Here is a 24,196-nt window from a genome sequence, read left to right as displayed (position 1 = left end):
AAGAAACCCATGAAAAGCTGGCTGGTTTTAATGAGTATTGCCTTGAGCGGCTGTATCCCCATTCGGGCCATACCGAAATACAACCCTAATATTTATGGTCTTCCGCCACCTGTTGAGGGGTATCAAAAAGCTGAGACTATTGGTTATACAAATACAGATCAGAGGTGGAAGGACCTACAGGCATGTGGTGTCAGGAAATATAATGAAGGCTTATTAGATTTAAATGGCCAAGGACCAGGAGTGACTGTGAAGCAAGTTATTGTGCGTAGGGATAAAGTGAATGGTTGTATGAAAGAAAAAGGTTATGTGATTTACAGCCCCGAACGTTGCATGAAGAACAAAAAGCCGACGGGTTTATGTAATTAGCTAACGTATAAGGAGGCAAACTTTATTTACCTCCTTATAGACAAGAAAGAAATCCATGAAAAGGTGGCTGGTTTTAATGAGTATTGCCTTGAGTGGCTGTATCCCCATTCGGGTCATACCGAAATATAATCCCGATATTTATTTGGTTCCGCCGGCAGTTCAAGGATATCAAAAAAACGATACGATTGGGCATACAGATACTGAACAAAGATGGAAAGATTTACAAGTTTGTGGGGTCAGACAATACAATGAAGGCTTATTAGATTTAAATGGGCAAGGACCTGGGGTAACGGTAGAACAAGTGATTGCCCGCAGAGATAGAATTAATAGCTGTATGAAAGCAAAGGGATATGTTATTTACAGCAATTTGCGGTGTGTCAAAAATAAAAAGCCGACGGGTTTGTGTAATTAGTGGACTGTTCTAAGGAAAGTAAAAAGAATGCATGTGCTCACTAAGTTAATGCCATTATATATGGCCCAAGTATTGGCCGTGTTTAACTAGCGCATTTAGATACGGTGGTTTTCCGTAGCATATAATCACATTGGTTGGAATGGGTAGGTTGAGGCTGCCCATTTTTTTGAGTAATGTATATGCCAAATGATTTTATTGGGTTGACTTTAAAAGGTGTAAAAATCTGAATTTAGCTATTATACGAATCATCCCATAGTAAGCGTTACAAAAAATCTAATGGAAAATATGGTCAATCAGGCATACATTTTGATGGTCATAGTCGTGGTAGCCTCACGGTGGGCAATGCTTTGGAATCGATTAGTAGAAATCCGAATAGTGTAGGGCAATATGGTGGCTTGACTATTAATATGGTAGGGCCTGCTTATAATGCGTTAAAAGCTGATGGGCTATTGTCTTCATTACAGGGTCGGGACAAAATGAGTGAAGCAGAAGCAAGGGTGAAAGAGATTCAATATCAATCACATAAGGATGATTTTGTTGGGACGGTGTTGGGTGGAAATAAACCGACAGGTGGAGATAGGCCAGAGGGCACGACGAAATGGGGGCAATATTTGAATATCTTGACGGGTACGGAGACGCCGCATAATTGTTATGTTTCTGGGAGTCCAGAGTGTTTGCGAGCAGGATTTTGGTCGAATTCTCCTAATGGACAGGCATTATATTTTCCAGCTAGTTATCAAAAAATTAAGTAAGGATTGTTAAGTGACTATAAAGGTAATCAGTGTTTTATTATTATGTAGTGCTTGTACTTTGACTATTGATCAACCTCCCCGGACAGCTATTGAGAGTTGGAAACGACATGATACGACAAGAGAGCAAGTAGGGATTGATCTAAAAAAATGTGGTTTAAGTATTGGGTATAACTCTATGCCTATTAATTTACATTTAAAAGCATCCATATGTATGGAGAACAAAGGGTATTATTTAGGAAAGCCGGGAGATAAGACTTGTAATATTAAACACCTTCAAAAATATGAGGCTTGTGGTGGTTTACAGACAGAATAAGACATAAATGAAAAGTATGTCTGAGTAGTTTTATATTGCATGAGTGATTTGTTAAAAGTTGGAATGCTTAGGCGCTTGGCAGCAGTAGGGCGGGCAAAGCCTGTGTTGCCCAGGCTGTTTCTTTACGGATTTTATTACCAACAAGAAAGACATCCATGAAAAGGTGGCTAGTTGTAATGAGTATTGCCTTGAGTGGCTGTATCCCTATTCGGGTTATACCGAAATATAATCCCGATATTTATTTGGTTCCGCCGGCAGTTCAAGGATATCAAAAAACCGATACGATTGGGCATACGGATACTGAACAAAGATGGAAAGATTTACAGGTTTGTGGTGTGAGACAGTATGATGAAGGTCGCTTAGATTTGAATGCTTTTGGTCCTGATGATACTACTCAGCAAGTGATTGCACGTAGAGATAGAATTAATAGCTGTATGAAAGCAAAGGGCTATGTTATTTACAGCAATTTGCGGTGTGTCAAAAATAAAAAGCCGACGGGTTTGTGTAATTAGTGGACTGTTATAAGGGGAGTGAAAGAATGCCTGTGCCCACTAAATTAATGCCATTATATATGGCCCAAGTATTGGCCGTGTTTAGCGAGCGTATTTAGATACGGTGATTGTTTCGTAGAGTCTAATCACATTGGGGGAATGGGTAGGTTGAGGCTGCCCATTTTTTTTGAGCAATGTATATGCCAAATGATTTTATTGGGTTGGCTTTAAAAAGAATGAAAACCTGAATTTTAGCTATTATGTGAATAATCCTGCAGCCCAGGCTGACCGTTTTATTGATAGAGCAGGACAGATAACAGACCCTAAAAACATTTATATTTGGGCACCGAGTAATGACCCCGTGGTCACGTTTGCAGGCGGCTATGGCAATGATTACTGGAGTGGTTTGTCAGCAGCAACAGCGTTCACAGTAGTCCAGGCTCTGGTGCGCTTGGCAGTAAAACCGAGTATGTGCCTACGCCAATCAGCTATCCTAAAGACGATAAAGTGCTTAATCAATTACGGGAAAAGCATCGAGAGAAAATGCAGGGGGTTTACCAACAGGTTTTAGACAAGCCAAAACAGGTACCTGTGGCCAAACAACCTGATGGCACTCAAATATTACAGGAGCAGGTACAAAAGCAAAGTAATAGGGACATGAATCAACTAGGTAATCAAAATAGCCAGAATGTCATGATGATTAATGTACCTTCTGCCACGGTCCAGAAAATTCAACAATTGCAGCGGCATTTAAATTAAAAGGTGTAGGACGTGAATAAAATTCAAATATGTTTTATGGTTATTTTTTCATTGATATTGACAAGTTGTATGAATACAACCAATGGACCCGTATATAGAGACGGCTGGAAGGGTCGCCATGTTGATGAGTTTAGTAAAGAGTGGCAAGGCAAAGGGTACTCTTGTAGTAAAAGGAAGGCTAGAGAGGATGCAGGAATAGTGGAATGTTATATTAGATATAATCAACCAATTTGTCCTAAGACTATTAGGAAGGGAGCGGTTTATAATTTGGCAACAGAAAGGATTTTAGGGAAGTCAAGTCATGAGGTTACTGCTAATTGTTTTTAGAAAAAATTGCATATTTTAAATGGGTAGGGATTTCTTGGTTTAATAGACTCTAAGTGAGTTTGGTGCGCCTGGGTCGTGTTTAACTAGCGTGTTTAGATACGGCGATTGTTTCGTAGAGTCTAATCACATTTGATGGAATGGGTAGATTGAGGCGGCCCATTTTTTTGAGTAATACATATGCCAAATAAGTTTTTTGGTTTGGTTTTAAAAAGTGTAAAAACCCTAATCTTAGCTGTTATGTGAATAATCCTGCGGCTAAAGCAGACCGTTTTATTGATAAAGTAGGACAGGTAACAGACCCTAAAAACATTTACATTTGGGCACCGAGTAATGACCCCGTGGCTACGTTTGCAGGCGGCTATGGCAATGATTACTGGAATTCGATTAAGGCTTCCCCAGTGGTTTGTCAGCAGCAACAGCGTTCACAGTAGCCCTGGGTCTGGTGCACTTGGCAGTAAAACCGAGTATGTGCCGACGCCAATCAGCTATCCTAAAGACGATAAAGTGCTTAAGCAACTACAGGACAAGCACCGTGAGAACATGCAAGAAGTTTATCAGCAAGTACTAGATAAGCCCAAAGTAGTGCATGTGGCCAAGCAACCTGATGGTGCTCAAAGCTTACAAGATTAGATACAAAAGCAAAGTAATCGGGATATGAATCAGCTGAGCAATCAAAATAGCCAGAATGTTATGATGATTAACGTGTCTTCTGAGACAGTTCAGAAGATTCAACAATTACAGCAGTATCTAAAATAAAGGCTAAGAAGGTCAAGTATGTATGAATAAATTTAAAGCATATAGAGTACTGTTGTTTTTACTATTTTTTTCAGCTTGTACTACAACAACAAATACTCCTGTTTATAAGGATGACTGGAAGGGACAGCATGTAAACCAGTTTGTTGAAAAATGGACAAATAACGGATACCAATGTCGTAAGCGGCAAGAGAGAGCGTTTGATACAGGAAATGTTTTAGGAATGGCTGAGTGCTATACTTATTCAAAAGCATTGTTTTGCCCGAAGACAATTAGACGGGGGGTGGTATATGATCTGGATACAAACGCTATTTTAGGAAAGTCTAGTTATTATGTTGATGAAAAATGTTTTTAGCAATATTTTTTAACAATAATAGGATGGACAAAGCCTGCGTTCCTACGTTGTTTCTTTAAATACTTTCATTATCTGCATGAAAGAAACCCATGAAAAGCTGGCTGGTTTTAATGAGTATTGCCTTGAGTGGCTGTATCCCCATACGGGTTATACCTAAATATAATCCTGATATATATTTAGCCCCCCAGTGATTCAAGGATATCAAAAAACCGATACGATTGGGCATACTGATCCAGATCAGCGATGGAAGGATTTACAGGTTTGTGGTGTGGTTGACTATAATAGAGGTGATTTGGATTTGAATGCCTCAGCTCCCGGTGAATCATCTAAGCAAGTAATTGCTCGACGTGAAAATATATCGGCCTGTATGAAAGCAAAGGGCTACGTTATTTACAGCAATTTGCGGTGTGTCAAAAATAAAAAACCGACAGGTTTGTGTAATTAGTGGGCTGTTATAAGGGGAGTGAAAGAATGCATGTGCCAGCTGTATATGCTGTTGATGTTATATATAGCCCAAGTATTAGCCGTGTTTAACTAGCGCATTTAGATACGGCGATTGTCTCGTAGAGTCTAATCACATTGGTTGGAATGGGTAGATTGAGGCTACCCATTTTTTTGAGTAATGTATATGCCAAATGACTTTATTGGATTGGCTTTAAAAAGGGTGAAAACCTGAATTTTAGCTATTATACGTATCATCCCATAGTGAAAGAAGCGTGTTTTGTTAAGTAGCCAAGCTAAGGAACGGAGTCCGAAAATATTCATATTTGAGCACCGAGTATTAACCGTGTCTTCAAACCGTTCAAGGCGGATTGTCATGCAGTTGATTTTTAAATTTGGTAAATAAATATGAATAAATGGTTGATATTAATGTTAAGTGGGACAGTATTAAGTGGCTGCCTCATCCGAGTTGTAACGCCAGTTAACCTTGATGCTGAGTATTATCCTCCCCCGATTCAAGGGTATCAAAAGACAGACACTATAGGCCATACTGATCCTGATCGTAGATGGCATGATTTACAAACCTGTGGTGTTCAAAAATATAATGGAGGAAGATTAGATTTAAATGGGCAAGGTCCAGAGGAGACTGTAAAGCAAGTGATCGCTAGAAGAGATAAAATATATCAGTGTATGGAAGCAAAAGGCTATGTGATTTATAGTATTGAGCGTTGTATCAAAAATAGGAAACCCACAGGACTGTGTAATTAAACAGGCGTAGGGCAGCAAGAGTTGGGTGGGCAAAGCTTGCGTGCCCACGCGGTTGATTGTCATTCCTATACCTCTTAACGAAGATAGACATTTTTACTTTTCAATGTAGTTGCAAAAGCGTGATATAGTTATTTGTCATTTAAATTAAGTACCCTATGTCACATTATCGTCGCAGCCTCATACATGGAGGCACCTATTTTTTCACGGTTGTTTTGGCCGATCGCCGTTCGACGCTATTGGTTGATGAGATTTTACACTTTAAAAGGGTTTATAAGCAGGTGGCTTCGCGTTATCCCTTTGTGACGGAAGCTATTTGCGTTTTGCCTGATCATTTGCATGCTATTTGGCGCATGCCTGCGGATGATGCCAACTATGCTTTGCGTTGGGGCCAAATAAAAAGCTTGTTTTCGAGGGCCTATCCGCATACGGCACGTAGTGCGAGTAAAATAAGAAAGCGAGAAAAGGGGATTTGGCAAAGGCGTTATTGGGAACACCAAATTCGTGATGAGAAAGATTTACAGCGTCATATTGATTACATACATCATAATCCTGTGAAGCATGGTTTGGTGGTGCAGGTACGAGACTGGCCTTATTCAAGTTTTCATCGCTATGTGCGTGAGGGTTTCTTGCCACTGAATTGGGGCGATCATGATGATTTAGGTCAGTTTGGTGAGTAGGTGTGTGCATTGATGGTGGTTCGGTGGGCACGCAAGCTTTGCCCACCCTACGTTTGCTGTTTCTTTACGGATTTTATTACCAACAAGAAAGAAACCCATGAAAAGCTGGCTGGTTTTAATGAGTATTGCCTTGAGCGGCTGTATCCCCATACGGGTTATACCTAAATATAATCCTGATATATATTTAGCCCCCCCAGTGATTCAAGGATATCAAAAAACCGATACGATTGGACATACGGATACTGAACAAAGATGGAAAGATCTACAGGCTTGTGGTGTTAAGAATTATAGTGATGGCCGTTTAGATTTATCCGTTGCTTATTCAGGTATGACTACTCAGGATGTGATAGAGAGACGTAAAGCAATATCAACATGTATGGAGGAGAAAGGCTATGTTATTTATAATAGATCAAAGTGTATCAAAAACAAAAAACTAACGGGTTTGTGTAATTAGTGGACTGTTATAAGGGGAGTGAAAGAATGCCTGTGCCCACTAAATTAATGCCATTATATATGGCCCAAGTATTGGCCGTGTTTAGCGAGCGTATTTAGATACGGTGATTGTTTCGTAGAGTCTAATCACATTGGGGGAATGGGTAGGTTGAGGCTGCCCATTTTTTGAGTAACCTATATGCTAAATAGTTTTAATGGGTTTGCTTTAAAAGGTGTAAAAATCTGAATTTAGCTATTATACGAATCATCCCATAGCAAGTGTAGATATCATCTACGTTTGTTCAATTAAAACAAGGATAAGTGCATGAAACAATGGGTGATATTGGCCGCTGCATTATGGTTGGCGGCTTGTGCAACGGTAAATCCAGCCGAGCAGCGCCAGCGTTTGAGCGCGTTGATGATGAGCAGTGGCGAAGTCAATCCTCAGGGGCAGATAATGGTGTTGGCTTCAAACTCGGCGGGTAATCCGCTTTCGAACGCGATGATGGCTTTGGCCACGGCAACGGTGGCCCAGAGCAATACAGAAAAAGCGTTGAATCAGCTGATGGCGCTGCCGAACATCAATATTGGGATTCATGGCGCCAGTAGTGCGGTGGATGCAACCTTAATCAAAAATGCTTTAAATCGATACACCCCCCGAGCCAATCCGCCGACGCTGTTTTACTATGGTACTCGCTCCGATCAGTTTGCGGCGATTGAAGAGCTGGCCAAAACCAAGCAGGTGAAGTTTGTGTATTTGGTTGATTAAAGTGGCTTAGCGCCTCAAGTACTGAGGCCTGCGTGGGCAGTGGGCTTAAAATCGGGTAAGATTGTGGCCTAAGGGCTGGCGGCTCATGGCCGCGCCTGATTTTTTGATCTTATTTGCCCTTGAAAGGACGCCATGCCTTCTTCTAAAGACGTTGCCAAGCTGGCCGGTGTGTCCCAGGCCACCGTGTCGCGAGTGTTGAACACGCCCGAACTGGTGCGGGATGAGACGCGGCTGCGGGTTGAGGAGGCGATTGCGCGCTTAAACTACATTCCTGACGCCAGCGCCCGCCAGCTGGTCAGCGGCAAAACGCAAACCATTACGCTGTTGTCTGGCCCCTTGGACAATCCTTTTTTTGTGGATTCTACGGCGGCCATCGTGCGCTATGCCAACCAAAGTGGCTATGCGGTGAACGTTCATTTTGTCACCGACAATAAAATCAAGGAAGTTTATCAAGCTGCCTTGGCCAATAAGGCCGACGGCATCATCATGTCATGCGTTTTATGGGACGATCCTATTTTTGCGCAATTGTCGCGTTTAAATATGCCTTTTGTAACCTACAACCGTAAACATCAAAATAACCGCTGTTTCGTGGAAATGGACAATGTTCAGGCCGGTCGGCTGGTGTATTCATTTTTGTTTGAGCACGGCCATCGGCGCATGCTGTGGCTGGGGGGCGCAAGCAATACCAGCACGTTTGCCAATCGTCTTCAGGGTTTTCAAAGCGCCTACCAAACGCATGTGCTCAACCATGCTGAAGAAACCATCCCCGAGCCGTGGGTGGTGAATCGTGACGATGTTGATCAGGCAGGGTTACGGCAGTTGCTGTGGGCGTCGCAGCAGCGAGAGGACAGGCCTACGGCCATTGTGGCGGCAACGGATGCGATTGCGATTGAGGTTTTAGACGCTTTAAGCGCTTTAGGCATTGATTGCCCGCAGACGGTGAGCGTGACCGGCATCGACAATGTGGGTTTAAGCCAACACCACGCGATTGGCTTGACGACGGTAGGGGTGGAAAGTGAGCAAAACCTAGGGCTGGTGGCGATTCAAGCCTTGGTGGCGCAGCTGAAAAACCCAGCTATTGAGCCGGTGGCGTTAACCCTGCCGGTGACTATTTTTGCGCGAAAGACCACGCGGGACTTGTCGGATTGAAATTTTTTAGCTTAGAATGTATACGTATTCATTTGTAAATGAATACGTATACATAACAATGAAACGCATGAGATACGTCATGTAAGGAGAATGCCATGGGCTTTGCTAAATGGAAAGATCGTGTAGAAGGAGAGGAGGCGCCCCATATTCCCTTGGGGCCATTCCACTTACGCCTGCCGTTTATACATTATAAATTTGAGTGGCCGGATTACATCCAAGGCCTGTTGATGTGCGCCGTCGATTTGGCGGCGATTCCGCTGTTGATTCAGCTATTGGGCATGCCGTTTGAGGTGGCCTTGGCGATTGTGATGCTGAATGGCCTGTTTTACTTGGCCCACCATTTATTGGGTGATCCTTGCGTACCGGGATGGATTACGCCGGCGATTCCATTGATCATCATGTATTGCCAGCAGTTTCCTGAGGGGCCGGAGCGGGTGCATTCGCTCATTGCTTTTCAGATGACCTTAGGCGTCATGTGTATTTTGCTGGGTACAACGGGCTTGGCGTCTAAGCTGATTCGGTTTATTCCCAGCGCGATGAAGGCTGGGATTGTGATGGGCGCAGGCTTGGCCGCGATCATTTCCATCTTCCAAGTAGGCGGGCGGTTTGAAACCTTCCCTGTGAGCATCACCATTGCGGTGGGCATCGCGTTTTACGTGCTGTTTTCTAAGCATTTTAGTGAATGGCAAAAGCGCAATAAGGTTTTGGGCATGGTGGCCAAGCTGGGTATTTTCCCCATCATCTTATTGGCCGTGGTGGTGGCGCCTTTGGCGGGCGAAGCCAGTTGGCCGAGCATTCAATGGGGCATTTCGGCACCAGATTTTGGGCGCTTATGGCGTGAATACACGGTGTTTGGCTTGGGCATGCCGCCTTTGATGATGTTTGTCACGGCTTTACCGACGGTTTTGGCGGCCTATATTGTGCTGTTTGGCGACATCTTGCAAAACAAGGCTTTGCTGGCCGATGGGCAAAAATACCGTCCGGATGAAAAAGTGGAATATAAGTCAGAACGCGCCCATTTGGTGTTTGGTGGCCGCAACGCGTTCATGAGTATTTTAGGACCAGACGTGACCATGTGTGGGCCGATTTGGTCGGCGATGCAGGTGGTGATGGTGGAGCGATGGAAAAAAGGCCGCAAGGCGATGGATTCTTTTTTTGGCGGCGTGGGGTCTTTCCGTTGGGGCACGAATACCGGCCTATTGCTGTTGCCGATCGTGAGCCTGGTTGAGCCTATTTTAGGGGTGGCCTTGGCGTTGACGCTGTTGATTCAAGGCTATGTCAACGTGAAAATCGGCGTTTTGGAAGCAAAAAGCCAAACCGATTTGGGCATTGCGGGCGTGATTGCGGCGATTTTGTGTATTAAAGGCGCCAGCTGGGCGTTTGCGGCTGGGGTGTTGATGTGTTTGCTGATTTACGGCAAGGACTTCTTTAAAGGCTCTGTTGACGCAACCTTCACCAAAGATCAGGCTGATCAGCCTCAGGCCACGACTGAACAAACCCATCAAGAGCCTTAAAGGCCGAAGGAGGATGCATGACGCAATATCAAACTAAATTAGTGGGCACCAGCCATAATGGCTGGGGCGCGTTACAAGCCTTACCGAGTGAGGTAGCCAAGTTCCAGGCCCAGCGTGTGTTAATCGTGACCGATCCCTTTTTGGCACAATCAGGCTTGGCTGAGCAGATCAAGGCCCAGCTGCTGGATTGTGGCTGTGAGGTGTTCATCAATAGCGAAGTGGTGGCCGAACCGCCCCTAGCTGTGGGCGAGCGGCTCGTGGCCGAGACCAAGGCTTTAAACTGCGATTTGGTGATTGGTTTAGGCGGCGGCAGCGCCATTGATTTGGCTAAGCTGGTGGCGGTTTTGGCAACGCACGAGGGCTTGGTGGCTGATTATCTAAACCTCAGCGGCCATAAGCAATTGAGCAATAAGGGCCTGCCGACCATCATGATTCCGACCACGTCAGGTACGGGCTCTGAGGTCACCAATATTTCGGTATTGTCTTTGGCCAGCAGTAAAGACGTGATTGCCCATGATTATTTATTGGCGGATGTGGCGATTGTGGATCCAGCATTAACCGTGACGGTACCGCCTAAGGTGACGGCAGCAACGGGGATTGATGCGTTGACGCATGCGGTGGAAGCCTATGTGTCGGTTAACGCCAATCCGATCACCGATGCTTTTGCCTTACAGGCAATTAGCTTGATCAGCGGTGCTTTACGCCAGGCCGTGAACCAGGGGGCGGATCGGCAGGCGCGTAGCGACATGAGCTATGGGAGCTATTTGGCTGGGGTGGCGTTTTTTAATGCGGGGGTGTCTGGAGTGCATGCTTTGGCCTATCCTTTAGGCGGCCAGTTTCACATCAGCCACGGTGAATCGAATGCGGTATTGCTGCCGTTTGTGATGGACCATATTCGCTCTGCCTGCGCCGCTAGACTACGGACGGTTTATCACGCCATGGGTTTTGAGGTGGCGGATCTGTCTGATGAAGAGGCTTCGCAGCGTTGCGTGGTGGCATTGCGTACCTTGGTGCGCGACGTTGGTATTGCCCAATCGCTACAGGCCTATGGGATTGAGGCAGATGCCATTGCCTCTTTGACTACAGATGCTTTAAAGCAAACGCGGCTATTGGCACGAAGCCCGATGCCGTTGGATGAGGCAGGCGTGACGGCGATTTACACCGCCGCTTGGCAGGGGGCTTAGGCCCGGTTTTAAGTTTAAGCGCGACGGCCTTGCTAGGATGATCTAGCAAGGCCGTTTTTATTTGGCCATTTTGTGTTGCAGCAGCACCTTGCCGCCCGACAAAATGTCGGTTTGAATGCTGATGCGGGCGGCTTGGGGGTCTTTATTCTTGATGGCCTGCAAGATGGGGTAGTGGTGATCAATCATTTCTCGGCCGCCTAGCAGATAAACCTGGGCGATCAAGGGCCCAATCTTGATCCACAGCTGGCGCAAAACGTCCATGAGAATCGGCATTTGGGCGATGCGGCACATTTCAAAGTGAAATTTCTGATTCAAGATAATGCAGGTTTGGCCCTGAGTATTCATTAGTGCCTGTTCATTTTCTTCCAATATACCCTCTAAAATCGCAATATCTTGGTCGCTGGCCATCAGCGCAGCTTTGCCCGCAGCCATGCCTTCAAGCTCGAGGCGGATGCTGCGAATTTCTAAGTATTCGGCCAGGGTTAAGTCGATGACGCGGATGTCGCGGGGCGAATGGAGCACGAAGGCGCCTTCTTGCACCATGCGTAAAACGGCATCGCGCACGGGGGTCACGCTGGTGCCCATGGCTTGGGCCAATTCTCTTATTTTTAAGCGTTCGTTGGGCAGTAATTCGCCCATGATTAAGTTATTGGCCAACTGGTTGTAAACGTAATCACCCTTATTGTCGAAGCGGTCAATATTGTCCACGATAAGCATATTTTATGCCTTTCAAAACGTTAAGATGCATCATGAAATTTTGACTAATTTAAATTTATATATAAATCAAATAGTTAAATATTTAGTATGTTTAATCCAAGGCCATTATATTGACTATGATGCATTATGGTCAATATACTGATTTTCAGGTTCAGACGCGATCGAGGCGCATCATGGACGTGCCGATCAGGTCAATCAATTCATAGGGTTAAACACAATGAGCATGAATGAACGGGTAAGCCATCAGAATCATAATACAGATGCAGGCTATGTTGAAGTGTTGACCATTGCGCCGCCAGACATAGAGCTAGTGGATGCTGTATCCGTGGCGCAAACAGCCTACGGCTATGTTGGTGCGGTTAAGCCCTTAGGCGGCGAGCGGGACAAAAATTATTTGGTTGAATCGCATGGCCGCCCGCCCATGGTATTGAAGTTCATCAATATTGCCGAAACGGCCGATGAAATAGACGTGCAAATTCAGGTGTTGAACTGGTTGGCGAAGCAGCCGCATCAGGTATGCATGCCGCAGAACTTAGCCACGCTAGACGGTGAAGATCTGTTTTGGTTCGAAAAAAACAATCAAGTCATCCGCGTGCGCGCCTACACGTTTATTGAGGGTCAATCTATTTTGGGCTTGGCTGAACCACAGGCATTGTATGGGGCGTTTGGCGCCACTGCGGCGCAGATGGTCACGGCTCTAAAGGGTTTTGATCACCCGGCGTTGGAACGGGTGTTGCTGTGGGACATGATGCATTTAATGCAGCTGACCGAATGGCTGGCGCAAATTGATTTAGAGGATGCTTTGAAAATAGAAATAGCGGCTTTTTTCGAACATTTTGGCCGCAACGTGTGGCCGCAGCTTCAGGCTTTGCCGCAGCAGGTGATTCACGGCGATTTATCCAAGAGCAATACGGTGGCGTCTGCCGCCCAGCCTGACCAGATACACGGGGTATTGGATTTTGGCGATTTGTGCCGCGGGCCGCGGGTGGTGGAGTTGGCCATTGCAGCGTCTTATGCCATTGATGAATCGGATCAAGCCTTATTGGCTTTGCCCAAGGTAATGGCTGGCTATGAGTCTTTATTGCCGTTGACGGCGCAGGAGCGGGCATTGCTACCTGATCTCGTGAAGGCGCGCCTGGTGCAGCGGATGGTGATTTCCAAGTGGCGGGCGCAGAAGTTTCCCAACAACGAGCGCTACATTTTACGGGCGACCAATCAGGCGGTCGCCTTATTCAAGCAATTCATTCAATAGTTACACCCACACTACGAGGAGTTGACGGTGGTTACTGCGACGGATTTATTGGCAAGACGTAAAGTATTGGGGCCGGCCTATCGCCTGTTTTATCAGGAGCCGTTTTATCCGGTTCGGGGCGAGGACGTTTGGCTTTATGACGAGCGTGGTCAGCGGTTTTTGGATGCCTACAATAATGTGCCGGTGGTAGGGCATTGCAATGCCCGAGTGGTAGCGGCCATGGCCGAGCAGGCATCGGTGCTGTGCACCCACACGCGTTATCTACACCATTTAATTTTAGACTATGCGGACCGGCTGTTAAGCCGCTTTCCCGCTGAATTGGATCAGCTGATGCTGACCTGTACCGGCAGCGAAGCCAATGATTTGGCCATTCGCATTGCCGAGGCGGTGACCGGTGGGCGCGGCATTGTGGTCACCCACAATGCTTATCACGGCGTCAGCCACTTATTGGCGCAGATGTCGCCTTCTTTAGCGCCGATCTCATCTTTTGTGCGCACGGTGACGCCGCCTAGCAGTCAGGCGTCGGCGGACGAGGCAGAACGCTTTGGCCGCGAGGTGGCGGATGCGTTTGCCGACTTGGCGCAAGCGGGCATTCGGCCTTGCGCCTTGATCATCGACCCAGTATTGGCCAGTGACGGCATTGATCTTTGCGCACCCGATAGCTTGGCGCCAGCGGTGGCGGCCACGCATGCGGCAGGGGCCTTGGTGATCATCGATGAAGTGCAAACAGGCTTTGCTCGCCTAGGCTCGCAATGGTGGGGCTTTAATCAGGTTGGGGTACGGCCAGACATTGTCACCATGGGTAAGCCTATGGGCAATGGCTATCCGATAGCCGGCGTGGTGGCCAGCGCAGATTTAGTGCAGCAGTTTGCCAATAAGGGGCGTTACTTTAATACCTTTGGCGGCAATCCTGTGGCTGTGGCCGCAGCGATGGCGGTGTTGGATGAGCTAGAAACGCGCCAACTGCCGGCTCAAGTAGATCGAGTGGGCGCAGAAATACGCCAGCAGTTCGAGCAGCGTTTGGCACCTCTAGGGGTGAAGGCCATTCGCGGCGAGGGCCTGTATTGGGGCATTGAAATGGCCGCCGATGGGCGTGAGTCGGGGCAGGATCGAGCCATTCGGGTGGTGAATGCGGTGCGGGCGGCCGGGGTGTTGTTAAACCATTGTGGGCCCAATGGCGATGTATTGAAAATTCGCCCACCGCTGACCTTTAATAGTGAGCATGCGGTGCTGTTAACCGATAGCCTGGTGCAGGCTTTGAATCAATGAGTCACAAACGAACAAAAAAAACAGTGTTTTCGCAGTAGAACTTCAGAGAAGTAGACTTAAAAAAGCTAGAGGAAAAACTTATGCGCCTTGAGCGTTGAAAGGATACGAGCAATGAAAGCGACACATCTTTTTTTGATGATGGGCAGCCTGTTGGTGGCTGCGTGTAACAACGGTAGCGGTGGCGATGCGTCGACGTCTGGGCAGGCGAGTTCAGCCCCAAGCGGTGGTCGCGACCTCACCGTGGCGTCTTGGGGCGGTACTTATCAAGACGCTCAGCGGGAGATTTATTTCAAACCCTTTACTGCCGAAACAGGTCGGCGCATTTTGGATGAAAACTATGATGGCGGTTACGGCGTACTGCAGGCTAAGGTGCAGGGCGGTAACCCGAACTGGGACGTGGTGCAGGTTGAATCTGAAGATTTGGCCCGTAGCTGCGACGATGGCCTGTTGGAAAAATTAGATTGGGACAAGCTGGGCGGTAAAGACAAATTCATCGACAGTGCGGTGAATGATTGTGGCGTTGGCTCTATCGTGTGGACGACGGCCATTGCCTATGACGCTGATCGTTTGAAACAAGCGCCGCAATCGTGGGCAGATTTTTGGGACGTGAACAAATTCCCGGGTAAGCGCTCGCTGCGCAAAACGCCTAAATACGCCTTAGAGTTTGCGCTGTTGGCCGATGGGGTGAATAAAGACGACATTTACACCACCTTGGCCACGCCCGCTGGCGTTGACCGCGCTTTTAAAAAGCTGGATGAGCTGAAGCCCCACATTGTGTGGTGGGAAGCTGGCGCCCAGCCGCTACAGCTGCTGGTGTCTAAGGAAGTGGTCATGGCCACCGCTTACAATGGGCGGATTGCTGGCCTGAACCGCAGCGATGGCACCAACTTTAAAGTCGTGTGGCCAGGCAGTATTTATGCGGTCGACAGCTGGGCCATCTTAAAAGGGGCGGCCAATAAAGAGGCAGGTATGGACTTTATCGCCTTCGCCAGCAAGCCTGAGCATCAGGTGAAGCTACCTCAGTACGTGGCTTATGGTCTACCGAATAAAGAAGCCGCCGCACAAGTGCCGGCCGACTTGGCCGCTGATCTACCGACTACAGCAGCCAATATGAAGGACGCCATTCCCTTAAACATTGATTTTTGGATCGATCATTCCGAAGAACTGACTGAGCGCTTCAACGCTTGGTTGTCTAAATAAATCACTTTGATGTTGCCCATCTAGGCTGAAGCGCCTGGATGGGCCCATCAGCCAAATCAGCACTAAACAATAATAACGACTACGAGATACGAGGAGAACGTCATGCAAGAAGCATACATTCGATTTGACAAGGTGAGTAAGTTTTATGGGGATCAGTGCATTATTGAAGACCTCAGTTTAGACGTACATAAGGGTGAATTCATCAGCTTACTGGGCCCTTCTGGCTCGGGCAAGACCACGATTTTAATGCTGTTGGCGGGCTTTGAAGCGGTGTCGGCCGGTAGCGTGTTGCTCAACGGCCAGGTGTTAAACGACATTCCCGCCTATAAGCGTAATATTGGCGTGGTGTTTCAAAATTACGCCCTGTTTCCCCACATGAGTATCGCCGACAATATTGCGTTTCCCTTGCGGATGCGCGGTGTGGCTAAGAGCGTGATTCAAGAGAAGGTGCATAAGGTTTTAGACATGGTCAAGCTACTGGCCTTAAAAGACCGCAAACCGGCTCAGCTCTCCGGTGGACAACAGCAGCGTGTGGCCTTGGCGCGCGCCTTGGTGTTTGAGCCCGAAGTGGTGTTGATGGATGAGCCGTTAGGCGCGCTAGACAAACAGCTGCGCGAACAGATGCAGCTAGACATTCGCGAACTGCATCGACAGCTGGGTTTGACCATTGTGTTTGTCACCCATGATCAAGAAGAAGCCTTAACCATGTCTGACCGCATTGCGGTATTCAATAAGGGCCAGATTGAGCAGATTGCCACCCCACGCGAGATTTATGACTGTCCTCAAACTCAATTTGTGGCTGAATTCATCGGCGCCACCAATTTAATCCGCGGCGTGATTGATCGATTCGAACAAGGCCAATCGGTGGTCAGCATCGGTGGCGGTAAAAACATCGTGGTGCCGCAGCAAGAGGGGATGCAGGTAGGCCAAGAAGTGCTGCTGTCGGTGCGGCCAGAGCGCATCACTTTAGGCCATGAGGCCAATGGCGCCGACAATCATTTTTACGCCAAAGTGCGCGACAGCGTGTATTTGGGCAACCATCTACGGGTGCAGCTAGCCGCCGAAGACCTAGGCTTGATCGTTAAATCCAACCGAAGCTCGGTGGAATGGGCGGTGAATACGCCGGTGGTGGCCAGCTTTGCGTCAAAAGACTGTTGGGTGGTGCGCTGATGAACCTATTTAAAACCAAAAAAGGCAAAGCCTACGCCTTGATCGCGCCCTTGTTTTTGTTTTTATTGGTGTTTTTTCTGTGGCCGCTGTTGGCCATGATGAAGCAATCGGTGTCGGATGACGCCGTGGCCAAAGTCATGGATCGCACTGCGGTGGCGATACAGGATTGGGACGGGCAGTCGGTGCCGAGCGTGGCGGTGCAGCAGGCGGTGATGGCCGACATTCAAGCCACCGATGACGAACAGGCATTGGGTGATATGGTGCGCAAGCTCAATAGTGAGCAGGCGGGTTTTCGAACCCTCATGACCAAAACCATTACCGCGGTAAAGAGCCAGAGTGCGCCGACGGGCCGCTTAACCGACATCGATGCGCGTTGGGCCGAGCTGCCTTATTGGCAGGCCATTAATAAGCTGATGGCGCCGCTGACCGCCCGCTATTTATTGGCGGCGGTGGATTTAGGCCAAAACCAGCAAGGCCAGATTGAGGCGTTGCCGGCCAGCCAGTCGGCTAACCGCGACATTTTACTGCGCACCTTCAGCATTGCCGCCATGGTGACGGTGTTTTGCGTGTTGATCGGCTACCCTTATGCGCTGCTGTTGGCGTCTGCAAGCGGTTGGTGGCGTAACCTATTGTTTATGGCGGTGCTGCTGCCGCTGTGGACGTCGCTATTGGTGCGCACCGCGGCTTGGTTTATTTTATTGCAAAATCGGGGCTTGATTAACGATGCTTTGATTGGTCTGGGCCTAATTGACCAGCCGCTGGCCTTAATCTTTAACCGTGTAGGGGTGGTGATCGCCATGACCCACGTGTTGTTACCGTTTATGGTGTTGCCGATCTACAGCGTATTAAAGACCATTCCGCCCAATCTCATGCCGGCTGCTTCATCGTTAGGCGCGGCGCCGTGGCGTGCGTTTGTCACCATTTTATTGCCCTTAAGCTATCGCGGCATTTTATCGGGCATGCTGCTGGTGTTCATGACGGCCATTGGCTACTACATTACCCCAGCCTTAATCGGTGGGCCGGGCGATCAGATGATCAGCTCCATCATTGCCTACTACGCCACTGGCGCAGCGAACTGGGGCATGGCGGGCGCCTTGGGCATCATTTTGCTGGTGACGTGTTTGATTCTGTTTAGCATCTATAGCCACATGACGGCAGAAAAGCGGGAGGCCCACTAATGTTAGGGAAAATCGTCAAAATCATGTTTGGGGCGGCGGCCGTGGCCTTTTTACTCGGTCCTTTGGTGGCCATCTTGCCACTGGGCTTTACGTCGAGCAGTTTTTTGACCTATCCGATGCCTGGGTGGTCGATGAAGTGGCTGCAAGAGCTGTTCGTGGCGGATTCATGGCGCCGTTCCATCATCAATAGCTTAATCATCAGCGGCGGCACCACGCTGTTGGCCACGACATTGGGCACGATGGCGGCCTTGGGCCTGCGCCATAAGGGCATCATGCTGGCGGCGCCGATTCGGACGCTGTTTATTCTGCCTATGGTGGTGCCGGCCGTGGTTTTGGGCGTGGGCATGCAGCTGTTATTTACCCGCTTAGGCATCGCCAATACCTATATGGGGGTGATTGTGGCCCACACCATTGTGGCGATTCCGCTGGTGTTGATCAGCGTCAGTGGCTCATTGGCTGGGATTGATGGGCGCCTTGAGCTGGCGGCGGAAAGCCTAGGAGCGGCGCCTTTTACCGTGTTTCGCACCGTGACCTTACCCTTGGCGATGCCGGGGGTGGCGTCGGGCGCGGTATTGGCTTTCGCCACCTCGCTGGATGAAGTGGTGTTGACCTTATTTGTGGCCGGACCGAATCAACGGACTTTGGCGCGGCAAATGTTCTCAACCATTCGTGAGAACATCAGCCCGACGATCGCCTCGGCGGCCTTCTTATTCATTGTGGCCACCATTGTGATCGGTATGGCGACGGTGGTGTTTAAAAAACGGGTGAAAAAACTCAGCGCGGCGGCCTAGGGCCGCAGCCAAGGAAAAGAGGTGAGGCAATGAAAACCAAGTGTTTATTGTTAACCGGCGCGAGCCGCGGCATCGGCCACGCCACGGTTAAGGCGTTTGAGCAGGCTGGGTGGCGGGTTTTGACCATTTCACGCCAGCCGTTTGCCGAAAACTGCCGCTGGGCCCAAGGTAAAGAAAACCACATTCAGGCTGATTTAGAAGACTTAGCCCGCATTGAAGATATTGCGGCCTTGGTGCGCAGTAAGCTGCCCGATGGTGAGCTGGCGGCCTTGGTGAACAACGCCGGCATTTCGCCTAAAAATGCCGCCGGCGATAAGCTCGACGTGCAGGGCACGGATGCCGAAACCTGGACGCGGGTATTGAATGTGAATCTGGTGTCGACGGCGCTGCTGGTGCGGGCTTTGCTGCCCGAGTTAATCAAGGCGAAGGGGGCGGTGGTGAACGTGACGTCGATTGTGGGGTCGCGCGTGCATCCGTTTGCCGGCGTGGCCTATGCGGCTTCAAAGGCTGGTTTAGCGGCGCTGACGCGAGAAATGGCGTTTGAGTTTGGGGGCATGGGCGTGCGGGTCAATGCCATTGCCCCTGGCGAAATCAGCACCAATATTTTATCGCCGGGCACCGATGCCTTGGTGGCCAGTGAGGTGCCGATGCGGCGCTTAGGCACGCCGTCTGAAGTAGCGCAAACGATTGTGTTTCTGTGTTCGGAGGCGTCGTCATACATCAATGGCGCTGAGATCCACATCAACGGCGGCCAGCATGTGTGATGCTTGGCAACCTAAGGAAAGGAGTGGCTGTGAGCTTAAGCTATGAACAACAGGTCAGTGCGGCTGAATGGCAGGCGCGCTGTGATTTAGCGGCGCTGTATCGGCTGATGGCCTATTACCGCATGACCGACCTCATCGACACCCACATCAGCCTCAGGGTGCCGGGCGAGCCCCATCATTTTTTGATCAACCATTATGGGGTGACCTTTAATCAAATGAAGGCTTCTGATCTGGTTAAAATCGACGAAGAAGGGCGGATCGTGTCGGATTTGGATCGCCATAAAACAGTCAATCCTGCCGGTTTTGTGATCCATTCGGCGATTCATGCGGCCCGCGCCGACGTGCATTGCGTGGTGCACACGCATACCGCTGATGGCATTGCGGTGTCGACCCAAGCGCAGGGGCTGCTGCCGATTAGTCAACATGCGCTGAAGTTTTACGGCAAGCTGTCGTATCATCCGTATGAAGGCATTGCGCTGTGCACCGATGAGCGGGTGCGCTTAGTGCAAGACCTAGGCGATAATCAGGCCATGATTTTAGCCAACCACGGGCTGTTGGCGGTAGGCGGAACGGTATACGAAGCGTTTAATCAAATCTACTTTTTAGAAGCCGCTTGCCAAATCCAGAATAAGGCGTTAGCAGGAGGGCAGGCGCTGATTTATCCGAGCGAGGCAGTGTGTCTTAAAACCGCGCAGCAGCATTTGAGCGACTATGATGTGTATGTGCGCCAGTGCTGGGATGCGGCGGTGTCGTTATTGAATCAGGCGGCGGACTATTGTCGTTAGCCTTAAGCTTTTGGCTTAGCCATCGCCACCGCTTGCGGTGGCTTTTTTTGTGTCAGTCGCGTCATGTGATTGATCTGGTGGTGAAAATGGCTGAATGTGGTCAGTTTGGTCTCAATGATGGCGTCGGCGGTTGCGTTGGGTCAGGTGGATGAATATCGGCGCTGACATTGATTGACAATCGGGGTGGGGTGCATCACTATGAATATTCCAATCAATTGATTTCAATGGGAGAATGCAATCGTGAGCGATTTAAATGCAGTCTTGGCAAGAAATACGGCACATGCGCCAACAGACCTTGGCCTCCAGTCACAAACGGTGGCCTTTTCTCATTACAATCACCTATCCGCCCAGCTGCCGATTGACCCTCAATCGGGTCAGTTGGTGGCGGGCGGTATTAAAGCGCAGGCGGCGCAATGTTTACACAATATTAAAGCCATTGTTGAGGGTATTGATCATGTGATGAGCGATGTGGTTCGGCTGACCATATTTGTGACCAATATCAAAGATCTAGACCTTGTTGATGAGGTGTATCAAACGTTTTTTTCCAGCTATGTGCCGACGCGCACCACCGTAGCGGTGGATGCCTTGCCTATGGGCGCCTTGGTGCAAATTGAGGCGCTGTTGTCCAATGGTGAGGGCACGATTCCGAATGCGCCCCAGGCGGGTGACTTAATTAAGCTGGGGAACAACACTGCCCATGCGCCTCTTTGTCGGCTGTCGACGCAGGCGGTGGCGTTTTCACATTACAATCATCTGACGGCGCAGCTGCCGATCGACCCTAAGTCTGGACGGGTGATTGCTGGCGACGTGAACACGCAAACGGCTCAGTGTTTAAAGAATATTAAAGCGATTCTGGAAAGCCTAGACGTGCCTTTTGACGACATCGTCAAAACCAGTGTGTTTCTGAAAGACCTCGCTGACCTTGACGCTGTGAATGAGGCATACCGCACGTTTTTTCCTGACTCTGCGATTGCCCGAGCCGTGGCCTATGTGCCGGCGCGTACCGTGATTGCGGCGGCGGATTTGCCCATGGGGGCCTGGGTGCAGATTGAGGCGATCGTGTCGCATGGCGACGGTACGCCACCGCAGGCGGTAGAAGACCGACACGGGCTGATCATCGAGGCGCACAATACGCCTCAAGCGCCGATCAATGCGCTGGCCACGCAAACGGTGGTGTTCTCCCACTACAATCATGTGTCGGCCCAGCTGCCGATTGATCCTCAATCAGGCCGCTTAGTCGAAGGCGGGATAAAGGCGCAGACAGAGCAGTGCTTGAATAACATCAAGGCCATTGTAGAAAGCATCGGTCATGCCATGAGCGACGTGGTTAAAGTGAATCTGTATGTGAAAAACCTTGCCGATATGGATGCGGTGAACGCGGTGTACCAAGGTTTTTTCCCCGGCGGTATCCCAGCGCGACGGGTGGTGGGCGTGGGCGCCATGCTTCATGATGCCTTGATTCAAATAGAAGTGGTGGTGTCGAATGCGGAAGGCACGCCGCCAACCGTGTGAAGAAGCCCCTTAAGCGCTGATCAAGCTAACCCCATTTTGTGAGGACGAAATGGGGTTTTTGCTTATGGGGCTCGGGTGTCGTGTAGACGCTTCAGCATGGTTCACCCAGTCAGACACGCTGCCATAAACCCTGTGCCTGGCGGGTGGTCGGTACGCATCTGAGCATGGCTGGTTTCGTTTTACGGCTTCATTTTGTGGGGGAGTTCGGGGTGGATAGCCGATATTTATTTGGCACTGGGCCATTTATTTTGGTTATTTCTTTAAGATCAAAGGGTAACCACCCTGTATTCAAGGGCATTTAGCCTAGATTTGCTTGAAAATGAGCCATTTATTTGCCTCAAAACTTGAACATTGGTTTAAGCCTGTGTTAGTTTAAAAAGCATAAATGATTTATGCCAATCTCTATGTAGGTGTTTTGTTTCATTTTATTAAAACCCTTACATGTCTCATCTGCTGCCGTTGCAGCGTTTCGTTTTCTGGATCAAAGTATCGTGTGGTTCAATGATTGCCTGAGGGGTTAATCAAATAAGCAAAAGGATTGGTCTTTTTTCAACATTACAAGGATGGTTATGCGTAAGAAGAAAAAAGCAGTACCGATGCACATCAATGATATTACCATCATTGAAAATCAAAAATTAAAGAAGGCCATTACCGCCGCTGCACTGGGTAATGCCATGGAGTGGTTCGACTTTGGGGTGTATGGCTTCTTAGCCTACGTCTTGGGTAAGGTGTTTTTCCCAGACGCTAGCCCCAGCGTCCAACTGGTGGCGTCATTGGCCACGTTTTCGGTGCCGTTTTTGGTCCGGCCTTTGGGCGGGGTGGTGTTTGGGATCTTGGGCGATCGGCTCGGGCGGCAGAAGGTTTTGGCCGTCACCATCATCATCATGTCGGTCAGTACCTTCGCGATTGGCTTGATCCCTTCCTATGCCAGTATTGGCATCTGGGCGCCGATATTGCTGTTAATCGCCAAGCTGGCGCAGGGCTTTTCGGTGGGGGGCGAGTACACGGGCGCGGCAGTGTTTGTGGCCGAATACGCGCCGGACAATCGACGCGGCTTCTTGGGTAGCTGGTTGGATTTTGGTTCGATCGCCGGCTTTGTGCTTGGCGCCGGTGTGGTGGTGTTGATTTCTGCCATCGTGGGCGAGCAAGATTTTGAAGCCTGGGGTTGGCGCATCCCGTTCTTTATTGCCGGGCCTTTGGGCTTGATTGGCCTGTATTTACGCCATGCGCTGGAAGAAACGCCGGCGTTTCAGCAACACGTTGATCAACTCACTGAAGACGACAAACGCAATATTAAAGCGCCAGCGAAAATTTCGTTTAAAGAGGTGGTGCGCAATAACTGGCAAGGCTTATTGGTGTGCGTGGGCTTGGTAATCGCCACCAACGTGACGTATTACATGCTGTTAACCTATATGCCCAGCTATCTGTCGCATAACCTGCATTATTCTGCTGATCATGGCGTGTTGATCATCATCGCGATCATGTGTGGCATGCTGTTTGTGCAGCCGATTATTGGCCTGTTGAGCGACCGCTTTGGCCGTAAGCCCTTTGTGATTGGCGGCAGCTTGGGCCTGTTGCTGCTGTCGATTCCGTGTTTTTATCTGATTAACAGCGGTTCAGTAGGCTTGATTTTCTTGGGCTTATTGCTGTTGGCGGTGATGCTGAACTGTTTTACGGGCGTGGTGGCGTCGATTTTGCCGGCCATTTTCCCGACGGCGATTCGCTACAGCGCCATGGCCATTGCGTTTAATATTTCGGTCTTGGTGGCGGGCTTTACGCCGACGGCGATCGCCTGGCTGGTGGAAGCAACGCAAAACCTCTACATGCCGGCCTATTATTTAATGGTGGTGGCGGTGATCGGCTTGATTACGGGCCTACGCATGATTGAAACCGCCAATAAACCCCTAAAAGGGGCCACGCCGGCGGCGTCGAGTAAGGAAGAAGCGCGCGAGATTTTACAGGCGCATTACGACCACATCGAAGGCCGAATCGAAAACATCGATGAGGAGATTGAGCGCTTGCAGAAAAAACGGGCCACTTTGGTGGATCAGCATCCAGAGATCAACCATTAAACTAGGTTAAGTGGTTCCGTGAAA

At 49.1% G+C, this 24,196-nt stretch carries 26 protein-coding genes; 25 read left to right on the top strand and 1 reads right to left on the bottom strand.

From position 1 onward, the window contains the following. Window positions 1-9: 9 nt before the first annotated feature. The 15 genes from AB8Q18_07710 to AB8Q18_07640 all read left to right on the top strand — a co-directional run bounded on the left by AB8Q18_07710 (window position 10) and on the right by AB8Q18_07640 (window position 11,462). Complete coding sequence (locus AB8Q18_07710) at window positions 10-366, top strand: hypothetical protein (GenBank protein ID XDZ50091.1); 357 nt, start codon at window positions 10-12, stop codon at window positions 364-366. Between the two features lie 76 nt (window positions 367-442). Next, entirely contained in the window at window positions 443-778 is a 336-nt protein-coding gene (locus AB8Q18_07705; protein ID XDZ50090.1) for a hypothetical protein, read from the top strand. 476 nt (window positions 779-1,254) lie between these two features. Next, window positions 1,255-1,530 carry a hypothetical protein gene (locus AB8Q18_07700; GenBank protein XDZ50089.1) on the top strand — a complete coding sequence of 92 codons (276 nt, stop codon included), beginning with the start codon at window positions 1,255-1,257 and terminating at the stop codon, window positions 1,528-1,530. Between the two features lie 10 nt (window positions 1,531-1,540). Further along, window positions 1,541-1,843 (top strand): hypothetical protein, encoded by a 303-nt coding sequence (locus tag AB8Q18_07695; GenBank protein XDZ50088.1) that lies wholly within the window; start codon window positions 1,541-1,543, stop codon window positions 1,841-1,843. A 176-nt stretch (window positions 1,844-2,019) separates the two neighbouring features. Further along, window positions 2,020-2,355 (top strand): hypothetical protein, encoded by a 336-nt coding sequence (locus AB8Q18_07690; protein ID XDZ50087.1) that lies wholly within the window; start codon window positions 2,020-2,022, stop codon window positions 2,353-2,355. Between the two features lie 486 nt (window positions 2,356-2,841). After that, complete coding sequence (locus AB8Q18_07685; GenBank protein ID XDZ50086.1) at window positions 2,842-3,093, top strand: hypothetical protein; 252 nt, start codon at window positions 2,842-2,844, stop codon at window positions 3,091-3,093. 693 nt (window positions 3,094-3,786) lie between these two features. Next, complete coding sequence (locus AB8Q18_07680) at window positions 3,787-4,050, top strand: hypothetical protein (protein XDZ50085.1); 264 nt, start codon at window positions 3,787-3,789, stop codon at window positions 4,048-4,050. Window positions 4,051-4,198: 148 nt separating this feature from the next. Next, a complete protein-coding gene (locus AB8Q18_07675; GenBank protein XDZ50084.1) occupies window positions 4,199-4,528 on the top strand; it encodes a hypothetical protein in 330 nt (109 codons plus the stop codon). Between the two features lie 849 nt (window positions 4,529-5,377). Further along, complete coding sequence (locus tag AB8Q18_07670) at window positions 5,378-5,737, top strand: hypothetical protein (protein XDZ50083.1); 360 nt, start codon at window positions 5,378-5,380, stop codon at window positions 5,735-5,737. A 155-nt stretch (window positions 5,738-5,892) separates the two neighbouring features. Further along, window positions 5,893-6,414, top strand: a complete 522-nt coding sequence (locus tag AB8Q18_07665; protein XDZ50082.1) for a transposase — start codon at window positions 5,893-5,895, stop codon at window positions 6,412-6,414. Window positions 6,415-6,511: 97 nt separating this feature from the next. Continuing rightward, window positions 6,512-6,868 carry a hypothetical protein gene (locus tag AB8Q18_07660; protein XDZ50081.1) on the top strand — a complete coding sequence of 119 codons (357 nt, stop codon included), beginning with the start codon at window positions 6,512-6,514 and terminating at the stop codon, window positions 6,866-6,868. A gap of 303 nt (window positions 6,869-7,171) precedes the next feature. Beyond that, a complete protein-coding gene (locus tag AB8Q18_07655; GenBank protein XDZ50080.1) occupies window positions 7,172-7,615 on the top strand; it encodes a hypothetical protein in 444 nt (147 codons plus the stop codon). A gap of 132 nt (window positions 7,616-7,747) precedes the next feature. Beyond that, window positions 7,748-8,764: a LacI family DNA-binding transcriptional regulator gene (locus AB8Q18_07650; GenBank protein XDZ50079.1), complete on the top strand. Its 1,017-nt coding sequence runs from the start codon at window positions 7,748-7,750 to the stop codon at window positions 8,762-8,764. 95 nt (window positions 8,765-8,859) lie between these two features. Continuing rightward, entirely contained in the window at window positions 8,860-10,278 is a 1,419-nt protein-coding gene (locus AB8Q18_07645; GenBank protein XDZ50078.1) for a hypothetical protein, read from the top strand. 17 nt (window positions 10,279-10,295) lie between these two features. Then, window positions 10,296-11,462 (top strand): iron-containing alcohol dehydrogenase, encoded by a 1,167-nt coding sequence (locus tag AB8Q18_07640; protein XDZ50077.1) that lies wholly within the window; start codon window positions 10,296-10,298, stop codon window positions 11,460-11,462. 57 nt (window positions 11,463-11,519) lie between these two features. Here the strand turns inward: AB8Q18_07640 and AB8Q18_07635 are convergent, their stop codons facing one another. Beyond that, window positions 11,520-12,179: a GntR family transcriptional regulator gene (locus tag AB8Q18_07635; GenBank protein ID XDZ50076.1), complete on the bottom strand. Its 660-nt coding sequence runs from the start codon at window positions 12,177-12,179 to the stop codon at window positions 11,520-11,522. Window positions 12,180-12,396: 217 nt separating this feature from the next. On the opposite strand from AB8Q18_07635, the gene AB8Q18_07630 reads away from it, so the two are divergent. From AB8Q18_07630 to proP, 10 genes are all read left to right on the top strand, one after another. Continuing rightward, on the top strand, window positions 12,397-13,431 hold the full coding sequence (locus AB8Q18_07630; GenBank protein ID XDZ50075.1) for a phosphotransferase: 1,035 nt from the start codon (window positions 12,397-12,399) through the stop codon (window positions 13,429-13,431). Window positions 13,432-13,458: 27 nt separating this feature from the next. Then, window positions 13,459-14,700 carry an aspartate aminotransferase family protein gene (locus tag AB8Q18_07625; GenBank protein XDZ50074.1) on the top strand — a complete coding sequence of 414 codons (1,242 nt, stop codon included), beginning with the start codon at window positions 13,459-13,461 and terminating at the stop codon, window positions 14,698-14,700. A 111-nt stretch (window positions 14,701-14,811) separates the two neighbouring features. After that, window positions 14,812-15,900: an extracellular solute-binding protein gene (locus AB8Q18_07620; GenBank protein ID XDZ50073.1), complete on the top strand. Its 1,089-nt coding sequence runs from the start codon at window positions 14,812-14,814 to the stop codon at window positions 15,898-15,900. Window positions 15,901-16,002: 102 nt separating this feature from the next. Continuing rightward, window positions 16,003-17,070, top strand: a complete 1,068-nt coding sequence (locus AB8Q18_07615; GenBank protein ID XDZ50072.1) for an ABC transporter ATP-binding protein — start codon at window positions 16,003-16,005, stop codon at window positions 17,068-17,070. After that, on the top strand, window positions 17,070-18,248 hold the full coding sequence (locus tag AB8Q18_07610; protein ID XDZ50071.1) for an ABC transporter permease: 1,179 nt from the start codon (window positions 17,070-17,072) through the stop codon (window positions 18,246-18,248). Before AB8Q18_07615 ends, AB8Q18_07610 begins: the two co-directional genes overlap by 1 nt. Then, window positions 18,248-19,039, top strand: a complete 792-nt coding sequence (locus AB8Q18_07605; protein ID XDZ50070.1) for an ABC transporter permease — start codon at window positions 18,248-18,250, stop codon at window positions 19,037-19,039. Before AB8Q18_07610 ends, AB8Q18_07605 begins: the two co-directional genes overlap by 1 nt. 29 nt (window positions 19,040-19,068) lie before the next feature. Beyond that, complete coding sequence (locus AB8Q18_07600) at window positions 19,069-19,803, top strand: SDR family NAD(P)-dependent oxidoreductase (protein XDZ50069.1); 735 nt, start codon at window positions 19,069-19,071, stop codon at window positions 19,801-19,803. 29 nt (window positions 19,804-19,832) lie between these two features. Beyond that, the gene (locus AB8Q18_07595; protein XDZ50068.1) at window positions 19,833-20,588 is read left to right on the top strand and encodes a class II aldolase/adducin family protein; all 756 of its coding nucleotides are present in this window, start codon (window positions 19,833-19,835) and stop codon (window positions 20,586-20,588) included. Window positions 20,589-20,828: 240 nt separating this feature from the next. Continuing rightward, complete coding sequence (locus AB8Q18_07590; GenBank protein XDZ50067.1) at window positions 20,829-22,100, top strand: RidA family protein; 1,272 nt, start codon at window positions 20,829-20,831, stop codon at window positions 22,098-22,100. 569 nt (window positions 22,101-22,669) lie between these two features. Next, window positions 22,670-24,172: a glycine betaine/L-proline transporter ProP gene (gene proP, locus AB8Q18_07585; protein ID XDZ50066.1), complete on the top strand. Its 1,503-nt coding sequence runs from the start codon at window positions 22,670-22,672 to the stop codon at window positions 24,170-24,172. The last annotated feature ends 24 nt before the right edge of the window (window positions 24,173-24,196 follow it).

Source organism: Neisseriaceae bacterium CLB008, from assembly GCA_041228285.1.
In the GTDB taxonomy this organism is placed as follows: domain Bacteria; phylum Pseudomonadota; class Gammaproteobacteria; order Burkholderiales; family Neisseriaceae; genus JAGNPU01.
The sequence above is the reverse complement of the archived record's forward strand: the minus strand, read 5'-3'. Positions and strand labels throughout refer to the sequence as shown.